The 19786-nt window shown below is 65.9% G+C and carries 16 protein-coding genes and 1 pseudogene; 10 read left to right on the top strand and 7 right to left on the bottom strand.

Annotated elements, in window-relative coordinates:
• Positions 1-15 precede the first annotated feature (15 nt).
• From PA6_RS07725 to PA6_RS07705, 5 genes are all read left to right on the top strand, one after another.
• Complete coding sequence (locus PA6_RS07725; protein ID WP_043216441.1) at positions 16-651, top strand: YfgM family protein; 636 nt, start codon at positions 16-18, stop codon at positions 649-651.
• The gene (bamB, locus tag PA6_RS07720) at positions 644-1795 is read left to right on the top strand and encodes an outer membrane protein assembly factor BamB (protein WP_021700341.1); all 1152 of its coding nucleotides are present in this window, start codon (positions 644-646) and stop codon (positions 1793-1795) included. The genes PA6_RS07725 and bamB overlap by 8 nt, the downstream gene beginning before the upstream one ends.
• A gap of 67 nt (positions 1796-1862) precedes the next feature.
• Positions 1863-3362: a ribosome biogenesis GTPase Der gene (der, locus tag PA6_RS07715; RefSeq protein WP_021700340.1), complete on the top strand. Its 1500-nt coding sequence runs from the start codon at positions 1863-1865 to the stop codon at positions 3360-3362.
• Positions 3363-3480: 118 nt separating this feature from the next.
• Entirely contained in the window at positions 3481-4629 is a 1149-nt protein-coding gene (locus PA6_RS07710; RefSeq protein WP_021700339.1) for a pyridoxal phosphate-dependent aminotransferase, read from the top strand.
• Positions 4617-5408 (top strand): amidohydrolase, encoded by a 792-nt coding sequence (locus tag PA6_RS07705; protein WP_021700338.1) that lies wholly within the window; start codon positions 4617-4619, stop codon positions 5406-5408. Before PA6_RS07710 ends, PA6_RS07705 begins: the two co-directional genes overlap by 13 nt.
• Before the next feature lies 1 nt (position 5409).
• On the opposite strand, the gene PA6_RS07700 is transcribed toward PA6_RS07705, so the two are convergent.
• From PA6_RS07700 to xseA, 6 genes and pseudogenes are all read right to left on the bottom strand, one after another.
• Positions 5410-6159, bottom strand: a complete 750-nt coding sequence (locus PA6_RS07700; protein ID WP_043216440.1) for a substrate-binding periplasmic protein — start codon at positions 6157-6159, stop codon at positions 5410-5412.
• Between the two features lie 86 nt (positions 6160-6245).
• Positions 6246-7295: an NAD(P)-dependent alcohol dehydrogenase gene (locus PA6_RS07695; RefSeq protein ID WP_021700336.1), complete on the bottom strand. Its 1050-nt coding sequence runs from the start codon at positions 7293-7295 to the stop codon at positions 6246-6248.
• A gap of 142 nt (positions 7296-7437) precedes the next feature.
• A pseudogene (gene leuA / locus PA6_RS07690) lies at positions 7438-9107 on the bottom strand (2-isopropylmalate synthase).
• 357 nt (positions 9108-9464) lie between these two features.
• On the bottom strand, positions 9465-10133 hold the full coding sequence (locus tag PA6_RS07685) for a glutathione S-transferase (protein ID WP_021700333.1): 669 nt from the start codon (positions 10131-10133) through the stop codon (positions 9465-9467).
• Between the two features lie 101 nt (positions 10134-10234).
• The gene (locus tag PA6_RS07680) at positions 10235-11053 is read right to left on the bottom strand and encodes a M23 family metallopeptidase (protein ID WP_021700332.1); all 819 of its coding nucleotides are present in this window, start codon (positions 11051-11053) and stop codon (positions 10235-10237) included.
• A gap of 3 nt (positions 11054-11056) precedes the next feature.
• Positions 11057-12436: an exodeoxyribonuclease VII large subunit gene (gene xseA, locus PA6_RS07675; protein WP_021700331.1), complete on the bottom strand. Its 1380-nt coding sequence runs from the start codon at positions 12434-12436 to the stop codon at positions 11057-11059.
• Between the two features lie 99 nt (positions 12437-12535).
• Here xseA and PA6_RS07670 point away from each other — a divergent pair, with 99 nt between their 5' ends.
• The 5 genes from PA6_RS07670 (at position 12536) to tadA (ending at position 18265) form a co-directional block, all read left to right on the top strand.
• Positions 12536-13084 (top strand): hypothetical protein, encoded by a 549-nt coding sequence (locus PA6_RS07670; RefSeq protein WP_021700330.1) that lies wholly within the window; start codon positions 12536-12538, stop codon positions 13082-13084.
• A gap of 73 nt (positions 13085-13157) precedes the next feature.
• On the top strand, positions 13158-14627 hold the full coding sequence (gene guaB, locus PA6_RS07665; RefSeq protein ID WP_021700329.1) for an IMP dehydrogenase: 1470 nt from the start codon (positions 13158-13160) through the stop codon (positions 14625-14627).
• A gap of 77 nt (positions 14628-14704) precedes the next feature.
• Positions 14705-16282 carry a glutamine-hydrolyzing GMP synthase gene (guaA, locus tag PA6_RS07660; protein ID WP_021700328.1) on the top strand — a complete coding sequence of 526 codons (1578 nt, stop codon included), beginning with the start codon at positions 14705-14707 and terminating at the stop codon, positions 16280-16282.
• 127 nt (positions 16283-16409) lie between these two features.
• Positions 16410-17780, top strand: a complete 1371-nt coding sequence (locus PA6_RS07655; protein WP_021700327.1) for a multicopper oxidase family protein — start codon at positions 16410-16412, stop codon at positions 17778-17780.
• Positions 17780-18265, top strand: a complete 486-nt coding sequence (gene tadA / locus PA6_RS07650) for a tRNA adenosine(34) deaminase TadA (RefSeq protein ID WP_021700326.1) — start codon at positions 17780-17782, stop codon at positions 18263-18265. The genes PA6_RS07655 and tadA overlap by 1 nt, the downstream gene beginning before the upstream one ends.
• 17 nt (positions 18266-18282) lie before the next feature.
• Here tadA and mltF read toward each other — a convergent pair whose 3' ends face one another.
• Positions 18283-19758, bottom strand: coding sequence for a membrane-bound lytic murein transglycosylase MltF (gene mltF, locus PA6_RS07645; protein ID WP_021700325.1), 1476 nt, complete (start codon positions 19756-19758; stop codon positions 18283-18285).
• Positions 19759-19786 lie beyond the last annotated feature (28 nt).

Genomic DNA, 19786 nt, shown 5'->3' with positions numbered 1-19786 from the left:
GTTATTGGGGTGAGCATGACCGAAGAAGAACAGATTGCGCAGATGAAGGACTGGTGGCAGCGCAACGGCAAACCCCTGCTGACCGGCGGCGCCCTGGCTCTGGCCCTGGTGTTCGGCTGGCAGGCCTGGCAGCAGTATCAGACCAACCAGGCCCAGGGCGCTGGCGCCCTCTATCAGCAACTGCTGGAAACCACCCTGACGCCCAGTGGCCAGCCGGATATCGGCAAGGTCACCGAGCTGGCGGGCAAGCTCAAGAGTGACTTCGCCGGCACTCACTATGCCCAGTACGCGAGTCTGTTCGTCGCCAAGGTAGCCGTGGAGAACGGCAAGCTGGATGATGCCGCTGCCGAGCTCAAGCCGCTGCTGGACAAGCCCCGCGATGCCGCCATCGGCGAGCTGGCGCGCCAGCGCCTGGCTCGTGTACTCGCCGCCCAGGGCAAGGCCGAGGAAGGTCTCAAGCTGCTCGACGGCGAGGCCGAGAAGGCCTGGCTGGCTGCGCGCGAAGAACTGCGTGGCGACCTGCTGGTGCAGCTGGGTCGTGGCGACGAAGCACACAAGGCCTATCAGAAGGCCAAGGACGCTCTGCACGAAGATGCTGCCGTCGGTGGCCTGCAGATGAAACTCGATGACCTGGCGAAAGGGGATGCCTGACGTGATGCGTTGGAAGAATGCCGCCGTGCTGGCCCTGGCCGTGATGGCCGTTGGGTGCAGCAGCAACAGCAAGAAGGAACTGCCGCCGAACGAGTTGCCCGATATCCAGGAGGAAGTGCGCCTGGATGCCCAGTGGAGCCGCTCCATCGGCGATGGTCAGGGCGAACTGTACAACCTGCTGACCCCGGCCGTGGATGGCGAGCGGCTGTATGCCGCGGCCGTTAACGGTGAAGTGGTCGCCCTCGATCGCCTGACCGGTGACAAGTTCTGGGAAGTCGAGCTGGATCTGCCGGTTTCCGGTGGCGTCGGCGCCGGCTACGGCCTGGTGCTGGTTGGCACCCTCAAGGGCGAAGTGATCGCCCTGGATGCCAGCAACGGCGAAGAGAAGTGGCGCGCCCGCGTCACCAGCGAAGTGCTCTCTGCGCCGGCCACCAACGGCGACGTCGTTGTGGTGCAGACCCAGGACGACCGTCTGATCGCTTTCGATGCCAGCACTGGCGAACAGCGCTGGATCTACGAGAACAGCCCGGCCGTACTGACTCTGCGCGGCACCAGCAGCCCAGTGATGACCAACCGCATGGTGATCGCCGGCCTGTCCACCGGCAAGCTGCTGGCGCTGGACGCCAGCCGTGGCATCCCGGTTTGGGAGCAGCGCGTGGCCATCCCGCAGGGCCGCTCCGAACTGGAGCGCGTGGTCGACATCGACGGCAATCTGCTGCTCTCCGGCGGCAACCTGTATGTCGTGACCTACCAGGGCAAAGTCGCTGCCTTTGATGCCGAGAGCGGTCGCCAGCTGTGGAATCGTGATGCTTCCAGCTATGTCGGCCTGGCCCAGGGCTTCGGCAACGTCTACGTTAGCCTGGCCAATGGTGCCGTCGAAAGCGTCGATGAGCGTTCCACTACGTCGCTGTGGAGCAACGATGCACTGCTGCGTCGCCAGCTGTCCGCGCCGGAAGTGTTCTCCAGCTACGTGGCCGTGGGCGACTTCGAAGGCTACCTGCACCTGCTGAGCCAGGTGGATGGCCATTTCGTCGGCCGCAAGAAGATCGATGGCGATGGCCTGCGGGCCCGTCCGCTGGTGGTTGGCGACTGGATCTACGCCTACGGCAACAGCGGCAAGCTGGTTGGCCTGACCATCCGCTAAGCTGTTCTGCAATGTCCGGCCGCTGCCGTTTTCCGGCAGCGGCCTTTGTGTTTTTGAGGAGGAGCCAATGGTTCCGGTAATCGCCCTGGTGGGCCGCCCCAACGTCGGCAAGTCGACGCTATTCAATCGCTTGACCAAGACCCGCGACGCCATCGTCGCCGAATACGCGGGCCTGACCCGTGATCGCCAGTACGGCGAGGCCAAGTGGCAGGGGCGCACCTACATCGTCATCGATACCGGCGGCATCTCCGGCGACGAGGAAGGCATCGATGCGAAGATGGCCGAGCAGTCGCTGCAGGCCATCGAGGAAGCCGATGCCGTGCTGTTCATGGTCGACTCGCGGGCGGGCATGACCGCTTCCGATCAGATGATCGCCGAGCACCTGCGCAAGCGGAACAAGCGCAGCTTCCTGATCGCCAACAAGGTCGACACCGTCGATCCGGACATTGCCCGCGCCGAATTCAGCCCGCTGGGTCTGGGTGATGCGCTGCCGATCGCCGCTGCCCATGGCCGTGGCGTCAGCCAGATGCTGGAAGCGGCGCTGGGCATCTTCCCGCGTGATGATGGCGAGCCCGAGCCGGTGGAAGGCGAGGAGGGCGCGGAGCCCAAGGCCGAAGAGGTGGTCGCCGAGGGCCAGGAGGCCAAGCGCATCCCCGGTCCAAGCGAGAAGGATGGCATCAAGATCGCCATCATCGGCCGCCCCAACGTCGGCAAGTCGACCCTGGTCAACCTCATGCTCGGTGAAGAGCGGGTGATCGTCTATGACCAGGCCGGCACCACCCGCGACAGCATCTACATCCCCTTCGAGCGCGATGAAGAGAAGTACACCCTGATCGACACCGCCGGCGTGCGTCGCCGCGGCAAGATCTTCGAGGCCGTCGAGAAGTTCTCGGTGGTCAAGACCCTGCAGGCCATCCAGGACGCCAACGTGGTGATCTTCGTGATGGACGCCCGCGAGGGCGTGGTCGAGCACGACCTCAACCTGCTCGGCTTCGTGCTGGAGACCGGCCGCGCGCTGGTCATCGCCCTGAACAAATGGGACGGCATGGAGCAGGGCGAGAAGGACTACGTGAAGACCGAGCTGGAGCGCCGGCTTATGTTCGTCGACTGGGCGGACATCCACTTCATCTCCGCCAAGCACGGCACCGGCGTCGGCCACCTGTACAAGTCGGTGCAGACCGCCTTCAAGGCTGCCGTCACCCGCTGGCCGACCAACCGCCTGACGCAGATCCTCGAGGATTGCGTGCAGGAGCACCAGCCGCCGACCGTCAACGGCCGCCGCATCAAGCTGCGTTATGCCCACCTGGGTGGCGCCAACCCGCCGCTGATCGTGATCCACGGCAACCAAGTCGACGCGGTCCCCAAGACCTACACCCGTTACCTGGAGAACACCTACCGCCGTGTGCTCAAGCTGGTCGGCACGCCGATCCGCATCGAATACAAGGGCGGTGACAACCCCTACGAGGGCAAGAAGAACAAGCTCACCGAGCGCCAGGTCAACCGCAAGAAGCGCCTGATGAGCCACCACAAGAAGGCCGAGAAGAAGCGCAAGGACAAAAAGCGCTGATTCTCCCGGCAGGCCATCCGAAAGGCGCAAGAGCATAAGCTCCTGCGCCTTTTTCATTTCTGCCGCTGTCGGCCATCGGCTATCCTCGCGGCTCGCCTCACGCCAGCAGGAAGTCCCGATGCTCGTCAGCAAGCTGCCCAATGTCGGCACCACCATCTTCACCCGCATGTCCCAGCTCGCCGCTGAAGTCGGCGCCATCAACCTGTCCCAGGGCTTTCCCGATTTCGACGGCCCGCAGGCGCTGCGCGAGGCCGTTGCCCGCCATGTGCTGGAGGGGCGTAACCAGTACTGCCCGATGACCGGCCTGCCGGGCCTGCGCCAGCAGGTGGCGGCCAAGATTGCCCGCAGCTACGGCGTGCAGCGCGATGCCGACAGCGAGATCACCATCACCCCCGGCGCCACCGAGGCGATTTTCTGTGCCGTGCAGGCGCTGATCCATCCGGGCGACGAGGCCATCGTCCTCGATCCCTGCTACGACAGCTACGAGCCCTCGGTGGAACTGGCCGGTGGCCGCTGCGTGCACGTACCGCTGGCGTCGCCGGACTTCGCCGTGGACTGGCAGCGCCTGGCCGATGCCATCACTCCGCGTACCCGCCTGATCTTCATCAACTCGCCGCACAACCCCAGTGGCGCGCTGCTCAGCCGTGACGACCTGGACCAACTGGCCGCACTGATCCGCGGCCGCGATATTCATGTGATCAGCGACGAGGTCTACGAGCACCTGATCTTCGACGGCGCCCGCCATGCCAGCGTGCTGGCCCACGAGGAGCTGTACGCGCGCGCCTTCGTGGTCAGCTCGTTCGGCAAGACCTATCACGTCACCGGCTGGAAGACCGGCTACGTGGTGGCACCACCGGCGCTGACCGCCGAGCTGCGCAAGATCCACCAGTACGTCAACTTCTGCGGCGTGACGCCGCTGCAGCACGCCCTGGCCGATTTCATGGCGTCGAATCCCGAGCACGTCGAGGAGCTCCCGGCCTTCTACCAGGCCAAGCGCGACCTGTTCTGCGACCTACTGGCCGGCTCGCGTTTCCGCTTCACTCGCGCCCCCGGCACCTACTTCCAGCTGGCCGACTATTCGGCGATCCGCCCGGACCTGGACGATGTGGCCATGGCCGAATGGCTGACCCGCGAGCACGGCGTGGCGGCGATTCCGGTCTCGGTGTTCTACCAGCAGGCACCGGCCGGGATGCGCCTGGTGCGCTTCTGTTTCGCCAAACGCGAGGAGACGCTGCGCCTGGCAGCGGAAAAACTATGCGCGATCTGAACCTGTTGCCTGATCTCGAACTGGCGCTGATCCAGAGCGAACTGGACTGGCACGACGCTGCCGCCAACCGCTCACGCTTCGAACCTCTGCTAGAGCAGGCCCGTGGCGCCGACCTGGTGATCCTGCCGGAGATGTTCAGCACCGGCTTTTCCATGCACTCGGCGGAGCTGGCCGAGCCAGAAGAGGGGCCGACCACGGCCTGGCTGCGCGAGCAGGCCATGGCTCTCGGCGCGGTGGTGACCGGCAGCCTGATCATCCAGGCCGCTGATGGCAGCTATCGCAACCGCCTGCTGTGGGTGCGCCCGGACGGCACCCTGGCGCACTACGACAAGCGCCACCTGTTCCGCATGGCCGGCGAGCACAAGCATTACGCCGCCGGTGACGAGCAGGTGCTGCTGGACGTGAAGGGTTGGCAGGTGCGCCCGCTGATCTGCTACGACCTGCGCTTCCCGGTATGGAGCCGCGACCCGCATAACACCGACCTGCTGCTCTATACCGCCAACTGGCCGGGCGCACGGCGCCACCACTGGAACCGCCTGCTGCCGGCGCGGGCCATCGAGAACCTGTGCTACGTCGCAGCGGTCAATCGCATCGGTACGGATGGCAAGGGCCATGCCTACACGGGCGACTCCCAGGTGCTGGATTTCCAGGGCGAGTCCCTGCTGGCTCCGGGGGCTGCCGCCGGGGTGTTCCGCGTGAGTCTTTCGGCCAAGGAGCTGGCGGCTTACCGTGAGCGCTTCCCGGCCCACCTGGATGCGGATGCCTTTGCGCTGAACTGAGTCAGGGCTGTTTCAGGTAGCTGTCGTAGATGGCCTGGTAGCGCCCGCTGGCCTTGAGGTGGCGCAGGCCGGCGTTGAAATCGTCGCGGATCTGCTGCGAGCGAAACAGCGGCCGGTAGTTCTGCGGGTCTTCTTCGACGAAGGGGTGGAACACCACGGCCTTGGCCTTGAACAGGCTGGTGCGCTCGAGCAGTTGCTCGAAGTACTGGTAGATGCGCTGGTCGCTCAGCACCACGTCGTAGCGGCCCTTGTTCAGGCCCAGCACCTGCAGTTCCTGGTTGTTCTGTTCGAAGTACAGTCCGGCGGCCTCGCTGGCGGCCAGCCACTCCGGGTAGCGCTTGGCGGCGCCCTGGAAGGCGACGATGCTCAGCCCCTGCAGGTCCTCGGGCTTCTCGATCTTCAGGCGGCGCCCCTGCAGGCTGACCAGCACATTGCGATAGAGCACGGCCGGCTCGCCGTAGTGGGCGCCCTGGGTGCTGAGATCCTGGCCGAGGTCGGTCATCGCCGCCTGTACTTCGCCCTGGCGAAAGGCCAGGGGGACACGGGTCAGTGGGAAGTAGCGCGGAACCAGGCGATGGCCGCGGTAGGCCAGGGCCTCACCGATCACGTCCAGCTCGATGCCGCTGTCGCTTTCCGGAAAACAGTAGGGGGGAATCTTTTCGCCGAAGGCCATGACCACGTCGTCGGCCAGCGCAGCGCCCGTCCAGGCCAGGGCCAGGATGAGCAGCAGGCTGCGCAGCGGCGAGGTCATGGCATCGCTCCTTGACGGGTTATTGTCCAGTCTAGAGCGTCTCGCCGCGGCCGCACGACCGCCCGGCAGGGCGATCGTGCGTTCACTCAGAGCGATGCCATATCGATGACGAAGCGGTACTTCACATCGCTTTTCAGCATACGCTCGTAGGCCTCGTTGATCGCCTGCATGGGGATCATCTCGATGTCCGAGACGATGCTGTGTTCGGCGCAGAAGTCGAGCATCTCCTGGGTCTCGGCGATGCCGCCGATCAGCGAGCCGGCGATGCGGCGGCGCTTGAAGATCAGGCCGAACACGTCCGCCGGCGGGTGCGGCGAATCCGGCGCGCCGACCAGGCACAGGGTGGCGTCGCGTTTGAGCAGGTTGAGGAAGGGGTTGAGGTCGTGCGGCGCGGCCACGGTGTTGAGGATGAAATCGAAGCTGCCGGCATGCGCGGCCATCTCCTCGGCGTTCTTCGACACCACCACATCGCTGGCGCCCAGGCGCAGAGCGTCCTCACGCTTGTTCGGCGAGGTGGTGAACAGTACGACATGGGCGCCCATGGCGGCGGCGATCTTTACACCCATGTGGCCGAGGCCACCCAGCCCGACGATGCCGACCTTTTGCCCCGGGCCGACCTTCCACTGGCGCAACGGCGAGTAGGTGGTGATGCCGGCGCACAGCAGTGGCGCTACGGCAGCCAACTGGGCGGGGTCGGTATGGCTGATGCGCAGGACGAAGCGCTGGTCGACCACGATGTGCTGGGAGTAGCCGCCGAAGGTGTTCTCGCCGCCGAACACCGGGCCGTTGTAGGTGCCGGTGAAGCCGCTCTCGCAATACTGCTCCAGGCTCTCGTTGCAGGAGGCACAGTGCCGGCAGCTGTCGACCATGCAGCCGACGCCGGCGACGTCGCCGACCTTGAACTTCGACACATTGCTGCCGACGGCCGTGACCTTGCCGACGATCTCGTGGCCTGGCACCGACGGGTACAGGGTGTTGTGCCATTCGTTGCGCGCGGTGTGCAGGTCCGAGTGGCAGACGCCGCAGTAAAGGATATCGATGGCGACGTCATCCGGGCCGACGGCGCGGCGCTCGATCTCGACGGGCGCCAGCGGGGTGTGCGGAGCCTGGGCGGCATAGGCGAGGGTCTTGCTCATGGAAATCTCCTGGGTCGATCGTGGACTTGGGAGAGGCTAGTGCAAGGGCGCCAAGCGGGCTTGCCTGATCCTGCCGATTCCATGCCCAGAGATGCGGGGATGAAAAAGGGGGCCGAAGCCCCCTCGATCACTCGCTGTGCGCTCAGGCGGCCTGGGCCTCGGCCTGCTCCAGGGCGCGGTTGAGGGCGCTGAACAGGGCACGGAAGGTCGCGGTGGTGAGGTTCTCGTCGATGCCGATGCCGTGCAGCGGTCGGCCACCGTTCAGGCGTACCTCGATATAGGCCACGGCCTGGGCGTTGGTGCCGGCGCTGATGGCGTGCTCGTGGTAGTCCATGATCTCGATGTTCTGCGGCAGCGCGGCGACCAGCGCCTCCAGCGGACCTTTGCCGGTGCCGTGCTTGCGCCGGGTTTCGCCGTCGTAGGCAACTTCCACGTCGACGGTGCAGATGCCGTTCTCTTCCTGCAGGCGGTGGCCCTTGAGCACGTAGGGCTGTCGGCTTGCAGGTACTCGCTTTCCAGCAGGCTGTAAATCTGCGCGGCGGTCATCTCCAGGCCGAGGCGGTCCGTCTCGCGCTGCACCACCTGGCTGAACTCGATCTGCATGCGGCGCGGCAGGCTGATGCCGTACTCCTGCTCGAGCAGGAAGGTGATGCCGCCTTTGCCGGACTGGCTGTTGACGCGGATCACCGCCTCATAGTCGCGGCCGATGTCGGCCGGGTCGATCGGCAGGTACGGCACTTCCCAGATGCCTTCCGGGTCCTGCTGGGCGAAGCCCTTGCGAATGGCATCCTGGTGCGAGCCGGAGAACGCGGTGTGGACCAGGTCGCCGACATAGGGGTGGCGCGGGTGCACCGGCAGCTGGTTGCACTCTTCCACCACCTTGCGCACGGCATCGATGTCGGAGAAGTCCAACTCGGGGTCGACACCCTGGGTATAGAGGTTCAGCGCCAGGGTCACCAGGCAGACGTTGCCGGTGCGCTCGCCGTTGCCGAACAGGCAGCCTCCCACGCGGTCGGCACCGGCCATCACGGCCAGTTCCGAGGCCGCTACGCCGGTGCCGCGGTCATTGTGGGTGTGCACGCTGATTAACACGCTGTCGCGGCGGTCGATGCGGCGGCCGAACCACTCGATCTGGTCGGCGTAGTTGTTCGGCGTGGCGCACTCGATGGTCGCCGGCAGGTTGAGGATCAGCTTCTGTGCCGGGGTCGGCTCGAACACGCCGATCACCGCGTTGCACACTTCGACGGCGAAGTCGGTCTCAGTGGAGCTGAATACTTCCGGCGAGTACTCGAAGCCCCACTGGGTTTCCGGTTGCGCGGCGGCCAGGCGCTTGATGATGCGCGCGGCGCTGGTGGCGATCTCGACCACGCCGGCCTTGTCCTGGTTGAAGACGATGCGGCGGAAGCTCGGCGCGGTGGCGTTGTAGTAGTGGACGATGGCCTTCTTGGCGCCCTTGAGCGACTCGAAGGTACGGGTGATCAGGTCCTCGCGGGCCTGGGTCAGCACCTGGATGGTCACGTCATCGGGGATGTGGCCGCCCTCGATCAGCTCGCGGACGAAGTCGAAGTCGGTCTGCGAGGCGGACGGGAAGCCCACTTCGATTTCCTTCAGGCCCACGGCGACCAGGCACTTGAAGAAGCGCATCTTCTTCTCGGCGTCCATCGGCTCGATCAGCGACTGGTTGCCGTCGCGCAGGTCGGTGGACAGCCAGATCGGTGCCTTGTCGATGATCTGGTCCGGCCAGGTGCGATCCGGCAACTGGATCGGGGTAAAGGGACGGTATTTCTTCGACGGGTCTTTGAGCATGGTCATGGCGGAAATCCTTGGGGTGACAGGCAGGCCGGGCAAAACGAAAAGGGGCGAAACGGCGGGGCGAGCGGTTTAGCCACGCAGTCGCGGGCTGACCAGGCGCTGGCAGGCGTGCTGACGCAGAAGAATGAGGGTATGGGCGATATTCATACTGCCAACCCTAAAGCTATAGGTTAAAGCTGGCAAGCCTTGCTGGGAAAACGGTGATTTATTGCTCTTTTGTCGGATTTGCAGGAATAACTGCCAGTCTTTCAGATTTTTCTGCGACTGAATTGCGAGGCGTTTCTGTCCGGGGCGGCCCTGTCGCCGGCTATTGCCCCGACGCCGGCGGCTGGCCGGCATCAGTGGCAGATGGCGGTCTCAGTTGGCGTAGGCGTAATCGCCACCCTTTTCCAGGGCGCGGCGGTAGGCCGGACGGGCATGGATGCGCTCGAGGAAGGCCTTGAGTCGTGGCCGGCTGCCATCCAGGCCGCCGCGCGAGGTTGCGGCCTCCAGCGGGAAGCTCATCTGGATGTCGGCGGCGCTGAAGGCCTCGCCGGCGAACCAAGTGCTCTTGCCCAGTTCGCCTTCCAGGTAGTCCAGGTGCAGCTGCAGCTGCGGGTTGATCAGTGCGCGCTTGACCTTCTGTGCAATGCCACGGGCGATCGGCTTGATGAAGAAGGGCATCGGGCTGCTTTCCACCTTGTCGAACACCAGCTTGAGCAACAGGGGCGGCATGGCCGAGCCTTCCGCATAGTGCAGCCAGTAGTTGCAGCGCAGGCGCTCGGGGCTGCCGGCCGGCGGCAGCAGCTCCTGGCCGTAGCGGTTGGCCAGGTAGTCGATGATGGCGCCGGATTCGGCTAGGGTCAGCTCGCCGTCGCTGATCACCGGTGACTTGCCCAACGGGTGCACCGCGCGCAGCTCTGGCGGGGCGAGCATGGTTTTGGGGTCGCGCTCATAGCGCTGGATGCGGTACTCCACGCCCAGTTCTTCGAGCAGCCAGAGGATGCGCTGCGAGCGCGAGTTGTTCAGGTGGTGGACGATGATCATTGTGGCTCCTGGTCGGGGACGATGCCGATGGCCATTACAGCGGGTCACACAGGGCGATCAGCGGGTAGCCGCCAGTTATACGCGAACATCCTGCGTCGTGTTCAGGGCTTGAATGCGCCGATAAAGATCGCCGGATCGACCCGTGCGTCGTTCAGGCTGACGTTCCAGTGCATGTGCGGCCCGGTTGCGCGGCCGGTAGCGCCGACGCGGCCGAGCACGCCGCCGCGCGGCAGCTCCTGGCCCAGCTGCACATCGACCTTGGACAGGTGACAGAACATGCTGATCAGGCCCTGGCCATGGTCGACGAACACCGTCTTGCCATTGAAGAAGTAGTCGCCAATCAGTGTCACCTTGCCGGCTGCCGGCGCCTTGATCGGCGTGCCGGCGCCCACGGCGAAGTCCAGGCCGGAGTGCGGATTGCGTTCCTCGCCATTGAAGAAGCGGCGCAGGCCGAAGGGCGAGGACAGCGGGCCGTCGACCGGCTTGTCGAACAGCAGGTTGCTTGGCTGGCGCGGGCTGAACTGCTGGTAGGCGCGGGTCTGTTCGGCCAGCTCGCGCTCGATGCGCTTGAGGTTGGCCGGGCTCGGGTTGACCTGCTCCTGATTCTTCAGGGTGATGCGCTGCTCGCGGTAGTACTTGGTGCCGACTGTGAAACTCAGCGCCTGGCCGTTCGCCTCGATCTGCTGCGTGCCCGGCTTGACCGTCAGCGGGATGCCGACGATGGCGATCCAGCGCCTGCCTTCTTCCTTGACCACCAGCACCGGCTTGCCCTGGTAGCGCGCCTGGGGTGCGCTTGAGCCTTCGCCCAGGTCGACTACCGCCACGCCGCCGGGCACCGGCTTGTTCAGCAGGCGGGTGATAAAGCCTTCCGCATGTGCAGGCAGGGCGAGGCAGAGCAGCAGGGCGATAAGCGGGCGCACGTTTCAGTCCAGAAGCGAGAGGGTGACCGGAGTCAGGTGGTTGTCTTCGACGCGCACGTCCAGCTCGCCCTCGCTTAGGCGCGCCTTGAGGCGCTGGCCGGGGCGGGTCTGGGCGGCGCTGCGCACGGCCTGGCCGCGCTCGTCGAGGAGGATGCTGTAACCGCGTCCAAGGGTGGCCAGCGGGCTGACGATATGCAGCGTTTGCACGAGATTTTCCAGCTGCTGGCGCTGTTGGCGTAGCTGCAGTTCGATGGCGCGTGGCAGGCGTTCGCCCAGGCTGTCCAGGCGCTGACGCAGCAGGGCCAGGGCGCGGCCCGGGTGCTGGGCGTGCAGGCGGCCGTCCAGGCGGGCGAGGCGCTCATGGCGACTGGTGGACTGCTGGGCGAAGGCGCGGCGCAGGCGCATGTCCAAGTCGTCCAGGCGCTGGGCCTGCTGGCGCAGGCGCTCGCCGGGGTGGCGCAGGCGCCGGGCCAGGCCGTCCAGGCGCAGTTGTTCACGGCTCAGTCGGCTACGCAGGCTGAGCGCCAGACGACGGTTGAGGCTGTCCAGGCGGCGCTGCAGATCGGAGCTGTCCGGGGCCAGCAGCTCGGCGGCGGCCGATGGCGTCGGCGCGCGCACATCGGCGACGAAGTCGCTGATCGACACATCGGTCTCATGGCCGACGGCGCTGACGATGGGCGTGACGCAGTCCGCCACGGCGCGGGCCACGGCTTCCTCGTTGAAGCACCAGAGGTCCTCCAGTGAGCCGCCGCCGCGCGCCAGGATGATCGCGTCGAAGCCGGCGCGGTCGGCCAGCTGCAGGGCACGGACAATCTGCGCGGTGGCCTCGCGGCCTTGCACGGCGGTAGGGATCAGGGTCAGCGCCACCTGCGGCGCACGGCGGCGGAATACGCTGATGATGTCGCGGATCACCGCACCGGTGGGCGAGCTGACGATACCGATGCGCTGCGGGTGGGCGGGCAGGGCGCGCTTGCGCTCGCTGGCAAACAGACCTTCGGCGGAGAGCTTTTCCTTGAGCGCCTCGAAGGCCAGGCGCAGGGCGCCATCGCCGGCCGGCTCGACCGTGTCGAGGATCAGCTGGTAGTCGCCGCGCCCCTCGAACAGCGAGACCTTGCCGCGCACCCTGACCGCCAGGCCGTCGCGCAGGGCCTGGCGCACGCGGGCGGCGTTCTGCCGGAACAGCGCGCAGCGCACCTGGGCCTGGCTGTCCTTGAGGGTGAAATACAGGTGGCCTGAAGCCGGCTTGGCCAGGTTGGAGATTTCGCCTTCGACCCAGACCTGGGCGAACACGTCCTCCAGCAGCAGGCGGGCGCGGTTGTTCAGTTGGCTGACGCTGAGCGCTTCGCGGTCGAGACCGAGGCGCTGGAAGGGATCATTGAGCATGGCGGCATGATAAAGGCTTTGTCCGGTCGGCCATAGGCGCACTTGACCGCTGCGTCGGCGCGATTAAGCTGCGCGGCCTTTCCATGTCAGGCTTGGTCCATGAGCGAGCAGATCATTCTCGTCCCCCGTATCTCCACTCTGCCCGAGCACGAGGCGCGGGCGCGCCTGCTGCTGCGCTGGCTGGTCAAGCGCGAGATCGTCGCGGAGCTGCCGAGCACCTGCGGCGCCCTCGGCAACGGCATGGCCCATTCCATCGGCGCGGGCGCGCGGCGGATCGTCGAGCGGCCGGAACTGCTGCCGTTCGGCCAGGCGCTCAACGGCCTGCAGATCGTCAGCAAGCGCTGCATCTATACGCCGACCGAGGGCTTCCTCGAAGAGGCCGGCTGCCCCGAATGCCGCCAGGAGATCGGCGAGGCGCTGTTCGACAGTCTGGATGAGTGGATGCCCGGTGACACCGACAACTTCAGCTGTCCGCAGTGCGGCCATGAGGATGACGTCAACGGCTTCCTGTTTCTGCAGCCCTGCGCCTTTTCCAACCTGGGCTTCGTCTTCAATGGCTGGGGACAGGCCGGCTTTCGCCAGGCCTTCCTCGATGAGTTTGCCGAGCGCCTGGGCTACCCATTGGCACAAGTGCAGGTAAAGCGCTGAGCGCGCATTGAGCGAAGGCACTCGCCTGGGTATAATGCCGCGCTTCTTATTTTTCCCTCCCGGGAGCCCCGCCATGCTGCGTATCAGCCAAGAAGCACTCACCTTCGACGACGTCCTGCTCATCCCCGGTTACTCGGAAGTCCTGCCCAAGGACGTCAGCCTCAAGACCCGCCTGACCCGTGGCATCGAGCTGAACATTCCGCTGCTGTCCGCAGCCATGGACACCGTCACCGAGGCGCGCCTGGCCATCGCCATGGCCCAGGAAGGCGGCATCGGCATCATCCACAAGAACATGACCATCGAGCAGCAGGCTGCCGAAGTGCGCAAGGTCAAGCGCTACGAGTCCGGCGTGGTGAAGGATCCGATCACCATCGAAGCCGACGCTTCCGTGGGCGACCTGTTCGATCTGACCCGCCAGCACAACATCTCCGGCGTGCCGGTGCTGCACCACGGTGATCTGGTCGGCATCGTCACCTCCCGCGACGTGCGCTTCGAGAGCCGTCTGGACGCTAAGGTGCGTGAGGTGATGACGCCGAAAGAGCGCCTGGTCACCGTCAAGGAAGGTGAAGACAAGGACGCCGTGCGCAAGCTGCTGCACAAGCACCGTATCGAACGCGTGCTGATCGTCGATGACCAGTACCGCCTGAAAGGCATGATGACCGTCAACGACATCGAGAAGGCCAAGGCCTACCCGCTGGCCAGCAAGGACGATCAGGGCCGCCTGCGCGTCGGCGCAGCCGTTGGTACCGGCGCGGATACCGGCGATCGCGTGGCAGCGCTGGTTGCCGCTGGCGTCGATGTGATTATCGTCGACACTGCCCACGGCCACTCCAAAGGCGTGATCGACCGCGTGCGCTGGGTCAAGCAGAACTTCCCGGACGTCCAGGTGATCGGCGGCAACATCGCCACTGGCGAAGCCGCCAAGGCCCTCGCCGAAGCCGGCGCTGACGGCGTCAAGGTCGGCATCGGCCCGGGTTCCATCTGCACCACCCGTATCGTCGCCGGCGTCGGCGTACCGCAGATCAGTGCCGTGGCCAACGTCGCCGCCGCCCTGGCCGGTACCGGCGTACCGCTGATCGCCGACGGTGGTATCCGCTTCTCCGGCGACCTGGCCAAGGCCATCGCCGCCGGGGCCTCCGCCGTGATGATCGGTTCCATGCTGGCCGGTACCGAAGAGGCGCCGGGCGAAGTCGAGCTGTTCCAGGGCCGCTCCTACAAAGCCTACCGTGGCATGGGCTCGCTCGGCGCCATGGCCCAGGCCCAGGGCTCCTCGGATCGCTACTTCCAGGACTCTGCGGCTGGTGCCGAGAAGCTGGTGCCGGAAGGTATCGAAGGCCGCGTGCCGTACAAGGGTGCGATGGGTGCCATCGTGCATCAGCTGATGGGCGGCCTGCGCGCCTCCATGGGCTACACCGGCAGCGCCTCCATCGAGGAGATGCGCACCAAGCCGCAGTTCGTGCGTATCACCGGCGCCGGCATGGCCGAGTCGCATGTGCACGATGTACAGATCACCAAAGAAGCCCCGAACTACCGCGTGGGCTAAGGTCCATTGCATTGACTCGACACGGGGCTGACTGATCAGCCCCGTGTCATTTGTGAATTCCGCTACGAGAGACGGCCATGGCCCACGACATTCACGCCCACCGCATCCTCATTCTGGACTTCGGTTCCCAGTACACCCAGCTGATCGCCCGCCGTGTGCGCGAAATCGGCGTGTACTGCGAGATCCATCCGTTCGACATGGAAGACGCCGCCATTCGCGCCTTCGCCCCGCGCGGCATCATCCTCGCCGGTGGTCCGGAGTCGGTGCACGAGGCGGGCAGCCCGCGCGCGCCGCAGGCGGTGTTTGACCTGAACGTGCCGATCTTCGGTATTTGCTATGGCATGCAGACCATGGCCGAGCAGCTCGGCGGCAAGGTGGAAGGTTCCGACCTGCGCGAGTTCGGCTATGCCCGCGTCGATATCGTCGGCAAGGCGCGCCTGCTCGACGGCATCGAAGACCATGTGGATACCGACGGCGTGCTCGGTCTGGACGTGTGGATGAGCCACGGCGACAAGGTCACCGCCATGCCCGCCGGCTTCCACATCCTGGCCAGTACCCCGAGCTGCCCGATCGCCGCCATGGCTGACGACAGCCGCGCCTACTACGGCGTGCAGTTCCACCCGGAAGTGACCCACACCAAGCAGGGCGGGCGCATCCTCTCGCGCTTCATCCTCGATATCTGCGGCTGCGCAGCGCTGTGGACCCCGGCCAACATCGTCGACGACGCCATCGCCACCGTGCGTGCCCAGGTGGGCTCCTCCAAGGTGCTGCTGGGCCTGTCCGGCGGCGTCGACTCCTCGGTGGTCGCAGCCCTGCTGCACAAGGCCATCGGCGACCAGCTGACCTGCGTGTTCGTCGACAACGGCCTGCTGCGTCATCAGGAAGGCGACCAGGTGATGGCCATGTTCGCCGAGAACATGGGCGTCAAGGTGATCCGCGCCAACGCCGAAGACCTGTTCCTCGGTCGCCTGGCCGGCGTGTCCGACCCGGAAGAGAAGCGCAAGATCATCGGTCGCACCTTCATCGAAGTGTTCGACCAGGAAGCCACCAAGCTGCAGGACGTGAAGTTCCTCGCCCAGGGCACCATCTACCCGGACGTGATCGAGTCGGCCGGCGCCAAGACCGGCAAGGCCCACGTGATCAAGTCGCACCATAACGTCGGCGGCCTGCCGGAGGACATGCAGTTCAAGCTGGTCGAGCCGCTGCGCGAGCTGTTCAAGGACGAGGTGCGCAAGATCGGCCTGGAGCTGGGCCTGCCCTACGACATGGTCTACCGCCACCCGTTCCCGGGCCCGGGCCTGGGCGTGCGTATCCTCGGCGAGGTGAAGAAGGAGTACGCCGACCTGCTGCGTCTGGCCGACCACATCTTCATCGAAGAGCTGCGCAACTTCGACTGGTACCACAAGACCAGCCAGGCCTTCGTGGTGTTCCAGCCGGTGAAATCGGTTGGCGTGGTCGGCGACGGCCGTCGCTACGCCTGGGTCGTCGCCCTGCGCGCCGTGGAAACCATCGACTTCATGACCGCACGCTGGGCGCACCTGCCCTACGAGCTGCTGGAGAAGGTCTCCAACCGCATCATCAACGAGATCGAGGGCATCTCCCGCGTCACCTACGACGTGTCGAGCAAGCCGCCGGCGACCATCGAGTGGGAATAAGCGCCTGAAGGCGTGAACAGGGGCAGCGCGAGCTGCCCTTGTCGTTTCTGCCTGCGGCAATCTGCGACTCGCCGCACTGCGCTGGTAATGAGAAGATGTCGCAAATACCTGGCCGATGGGGATGATGATGGCCTTTACCCGCAGACAGATACTTGCCGGCATCGCCGGGCTGGGTGTGGCCGGCCTTGGCGCCGGTGGCGTGCGCTACTGGCTGGGCCGTCCGGAGAATGTGGCGACCCACGACTACGAACTGATCGCCGCGCCGCTGGACCTGGAGCTGGTGCCGGGCCGGGTTACCCCGGCCTGGGCCTATGGTGGCCAGGCGCCAGGCCTGGAGCTGCGCTGCCGGCAGGGTGAGCGCCTGCGCGTGCGTTTCATCAACCGGCTGGAGGTGGAAACCACCATCCACTGGCACGGTATCCGCCTGCCGCTGGAGATGGACGGCGTGCCCTATGTGTCGCAGCTGCCGGTCAAGCCTGGCGAGTTCTTCGATTACGACTTCATCTGCCCGGACGCTGGCAGCTACTGGTATCACCCGCACACCGCCAGCCACGAGCAACTGGGGCGTGGTCTGGTCGGTCCGCTGATCGTCGAGGAGCGTGAGCCGAGCGGCTTCGTTCATGAGCGCACGTTGTGCCTGAAGACCTGGCATGTGGACGAGCAGGGTGCCTTCACCGAGTTTCTGGTGCCGCGCCAGGCCGCGCGCGAAGGTACGCGCGGGCGTCTGTCGAGCATCAACGGCGTGCCCAACCCGACCCTGGAGCTGCCAGCCGGTCAGGTGGTGCGCTTGCGCCTGATCAACGTCGACAACACCATCACCTACCGCCTCAACCTGCCGGGTGGCGAGGCGCGCATCTATGCGCTGGATGGCAATCCCGTGGCGCCGCGGCCGCTGGGCAAGGATTACTGGCTGGGCCCGGGCATGCGCCTGGATTTGGCGCTTAAGGTGCCGGCTGCCGGTGCCGAGCTGCCGCTGCGCAACGGCCCGCTGCGCCTCGCCACGATCCGGAGCGTGGCCAGTGCCGAGGGCGCTGGCGACTGGCCGCCGGCGCTGCCGGCCAACCCGCTGGCCGAGCCGGATCTGGCGCGCGCCGAGACCTTGCGTTTCAACTTCGAGTGGGCCGCCGCGCTGTCCGGCGACGTGAGTCAGGGCGGCAGCTACAAGTACTGGCAGATCAACGGCCAGGCCTGGGACATCAACGACAAACGCTGTGCCGAGCGGCCCATTGCCAGCCTCAGGCAGGGTGGGCATTACATCTTCGTGCTGCGCAACATGGCGCAGTACCAGCACCCGATTCATCTGCACGGCATGAGCTTCAAGGTGCTGGATTCGGACCGCAAGGACATCGTGCCGTACTTCACCGACACCTACCTGCTGGGCAAGAACGAGACGGCGCGCATCGCCTTCGTCGCCGATAATCCGGGGGTGTGGATGTTCCACTGCCACGTGATCGACCATATGGAAACCGGCCTGATGGCCGCTATCGAGGTGGTCTGATGCGCCAACCGAAGATCATCGACCGCAGCCAGGATGAGCGCTTTATGCGCGAGGCCATGGAGCTGGCCCGCCAAGGTGCCGAACGCGGCGAAGTACCGGTGGGCGCCGTGCTGGTGCAGGACGGCGAGGTGATCGGGCGTGGCTTCAACTGCCCGATCTCCACCAGTGACCCCAGTGCCCATGCCGAGATGGTGGCGATCCGCGCCGCCGCTGCCGCCGTGCAGAACTACCGGCTGCCCGGCAGCACCCTGTACGTTACCCTGGAGCCCTGCAGCATGTGCGCGGGGTTGATCGTGCATTCGCGCATCGCTCGGGTGGTCTACGGCACCACCGAGCCCAAGGCCGGGGTGGCGGTCAGCCGCGGGCAGTTCTTCAGTCAGGACTTCCTCAACCACCGGGTGTTGATCGAGGGCGGGGTGCTGGCGCAGGAGTGCAGCGAAATGCTCAGCGCCTTCTTCAAGGCGCGGCGTAACGGCGATCGGTAGCCCGGATTGCATCCGAGCTACAGCTGAGTGGGCTCTTCCTTGGGGATGGTCTTGTTCACCCCAGGCACATGCAGGCCACTCTCGGCGACGCGGCTGCCTTCCAGTTGCGGCTGGGTTACCCAGTTGAGGATGTCGTAGTAGCGTCGCACGTTGCGTACGAAGTGCACGGTTTCGCCGCCGCGCGCGTAGCCGTAACGGGTCTTGCTGTACCAGCGTTTCTGCGCCAGGCGTGGCAGCATCTTCTGCACATCCAGCCATTTGTTCGGGTTCAGGCCTTCGGCCTGGGCCAGCTTGCGCGCGTCGGCCAGGTGGGCGATGCCGATGTTGTAGGCGGCCAGGGCGAACCAGGTGCGGTCCGGCTCGCTCATGTCCTCGGTCAGGCCGCTGTGTACCAGGGCGAAATACTTGGCGCCGCCGGCGATGCTCTGCCGTGGGTCCAGGCGGTTGACCACGCCCATGGCCTGGGCTGTGTCTTGGGTCAGCATCATCAGGCCGCGCACGCCGGTCTTGGAGGTGGCGTCCGGGGTCCACAGCGATTCCTGGTAGCCGATGGCGGCGAGCAGGCGCCAGTCGACCCGGTGCTTTTCGGCAGCCTGGCGGAAGCTCTGCTCGTAGCGCGGCAGGCGTTGCTGCAGGTGCTTGGCGAAGGTGTAGGCGCCGACGTAGCCGAGTACATCGACATGGCCGTAGTAGCGCTCCTTGAGGCGCTGCAGGGTGCCGTTCTCCTCGACCTGGGCGAGAAAGCGATCGACCTCCTGCAGCAGGCTCTGATCGCTGCCGGCGGCCACGGCCCAGCCCAGGCTGCGCGCGCCGCCCAGATCGAAGGCCACGCGCACGTTGGGGAAGTACACCTGGTTCATGGCCAGCTCGTTGGAGTCGACCAGGGTCAGATCGACCTGGCCTTCGTCGACCATGCGCAGCAGGTCGACCACCTCGACATCCGTGGATTCCTCGTACTGCAGCTCCGGCAGGGTCTGCTTCAGCTCGGCCAGCTGCTCGGCATGGCTGCTGCCCTTGAGCACCAGGATGCGTCGGCCGATCAGGTCCTCGGGGCGGCTGGGGCGGCGCTGGCCATCGCGGTAGACCACCTGGGGGGTGACATCCAGGTAGGCGCGGGAGAAGTTGGCCTGGCTCTTGCGCCCTTCACTGGCGACCAGGCCGGCCGCGGCCAGGACCGGGCCGCCTGGCTGATTGAGGCGGGTGAACAGGTCGTCGAGGCTGTCCGCGGTCTCCACTTTCAGTTCGACGCCGAGCTGCTCGGCGAAGCGCTTGGTCAGTTCGTACTCGAACCCGGTCTCGCCGGCGCGGTCCTGAAAGTAGGTGGTGGGGCTGTTGCGGGTGACCACGCGCAGCACGCCTTCCTCCTGAACGCGCTCGAGAGTGCTGGGCTGGCGGGCCTCCGGGGAGTCATCGCAGCCCGCGAGCAGCAGGAAGAAAGCAGTCGCCAGCAGGCCGGCGGCCGAACGGATGCGCAACGCGGTGTGTGCAAACATCGGCGCAGTATACGCAAAGCCTGATAGG

The sequence above is a fragment of the Aquipseudomonas alcaligenes NBRC 14159 genome (genome assembly GCF_000467105.1).
Taxonomy (GTDB): Bacteria; Pseudomonadota; Gammaproteobacteria; order Pseudomonadales; family Pseudomonadaceae; genus Aquipseudomonas; species Aquipseudomonas alcaligenes.
The sequence above is the reverse complement of the archived record's forward strand: the minus strand, read 5'-3'. Positions and strand labels throughout refer to the sequence as shown.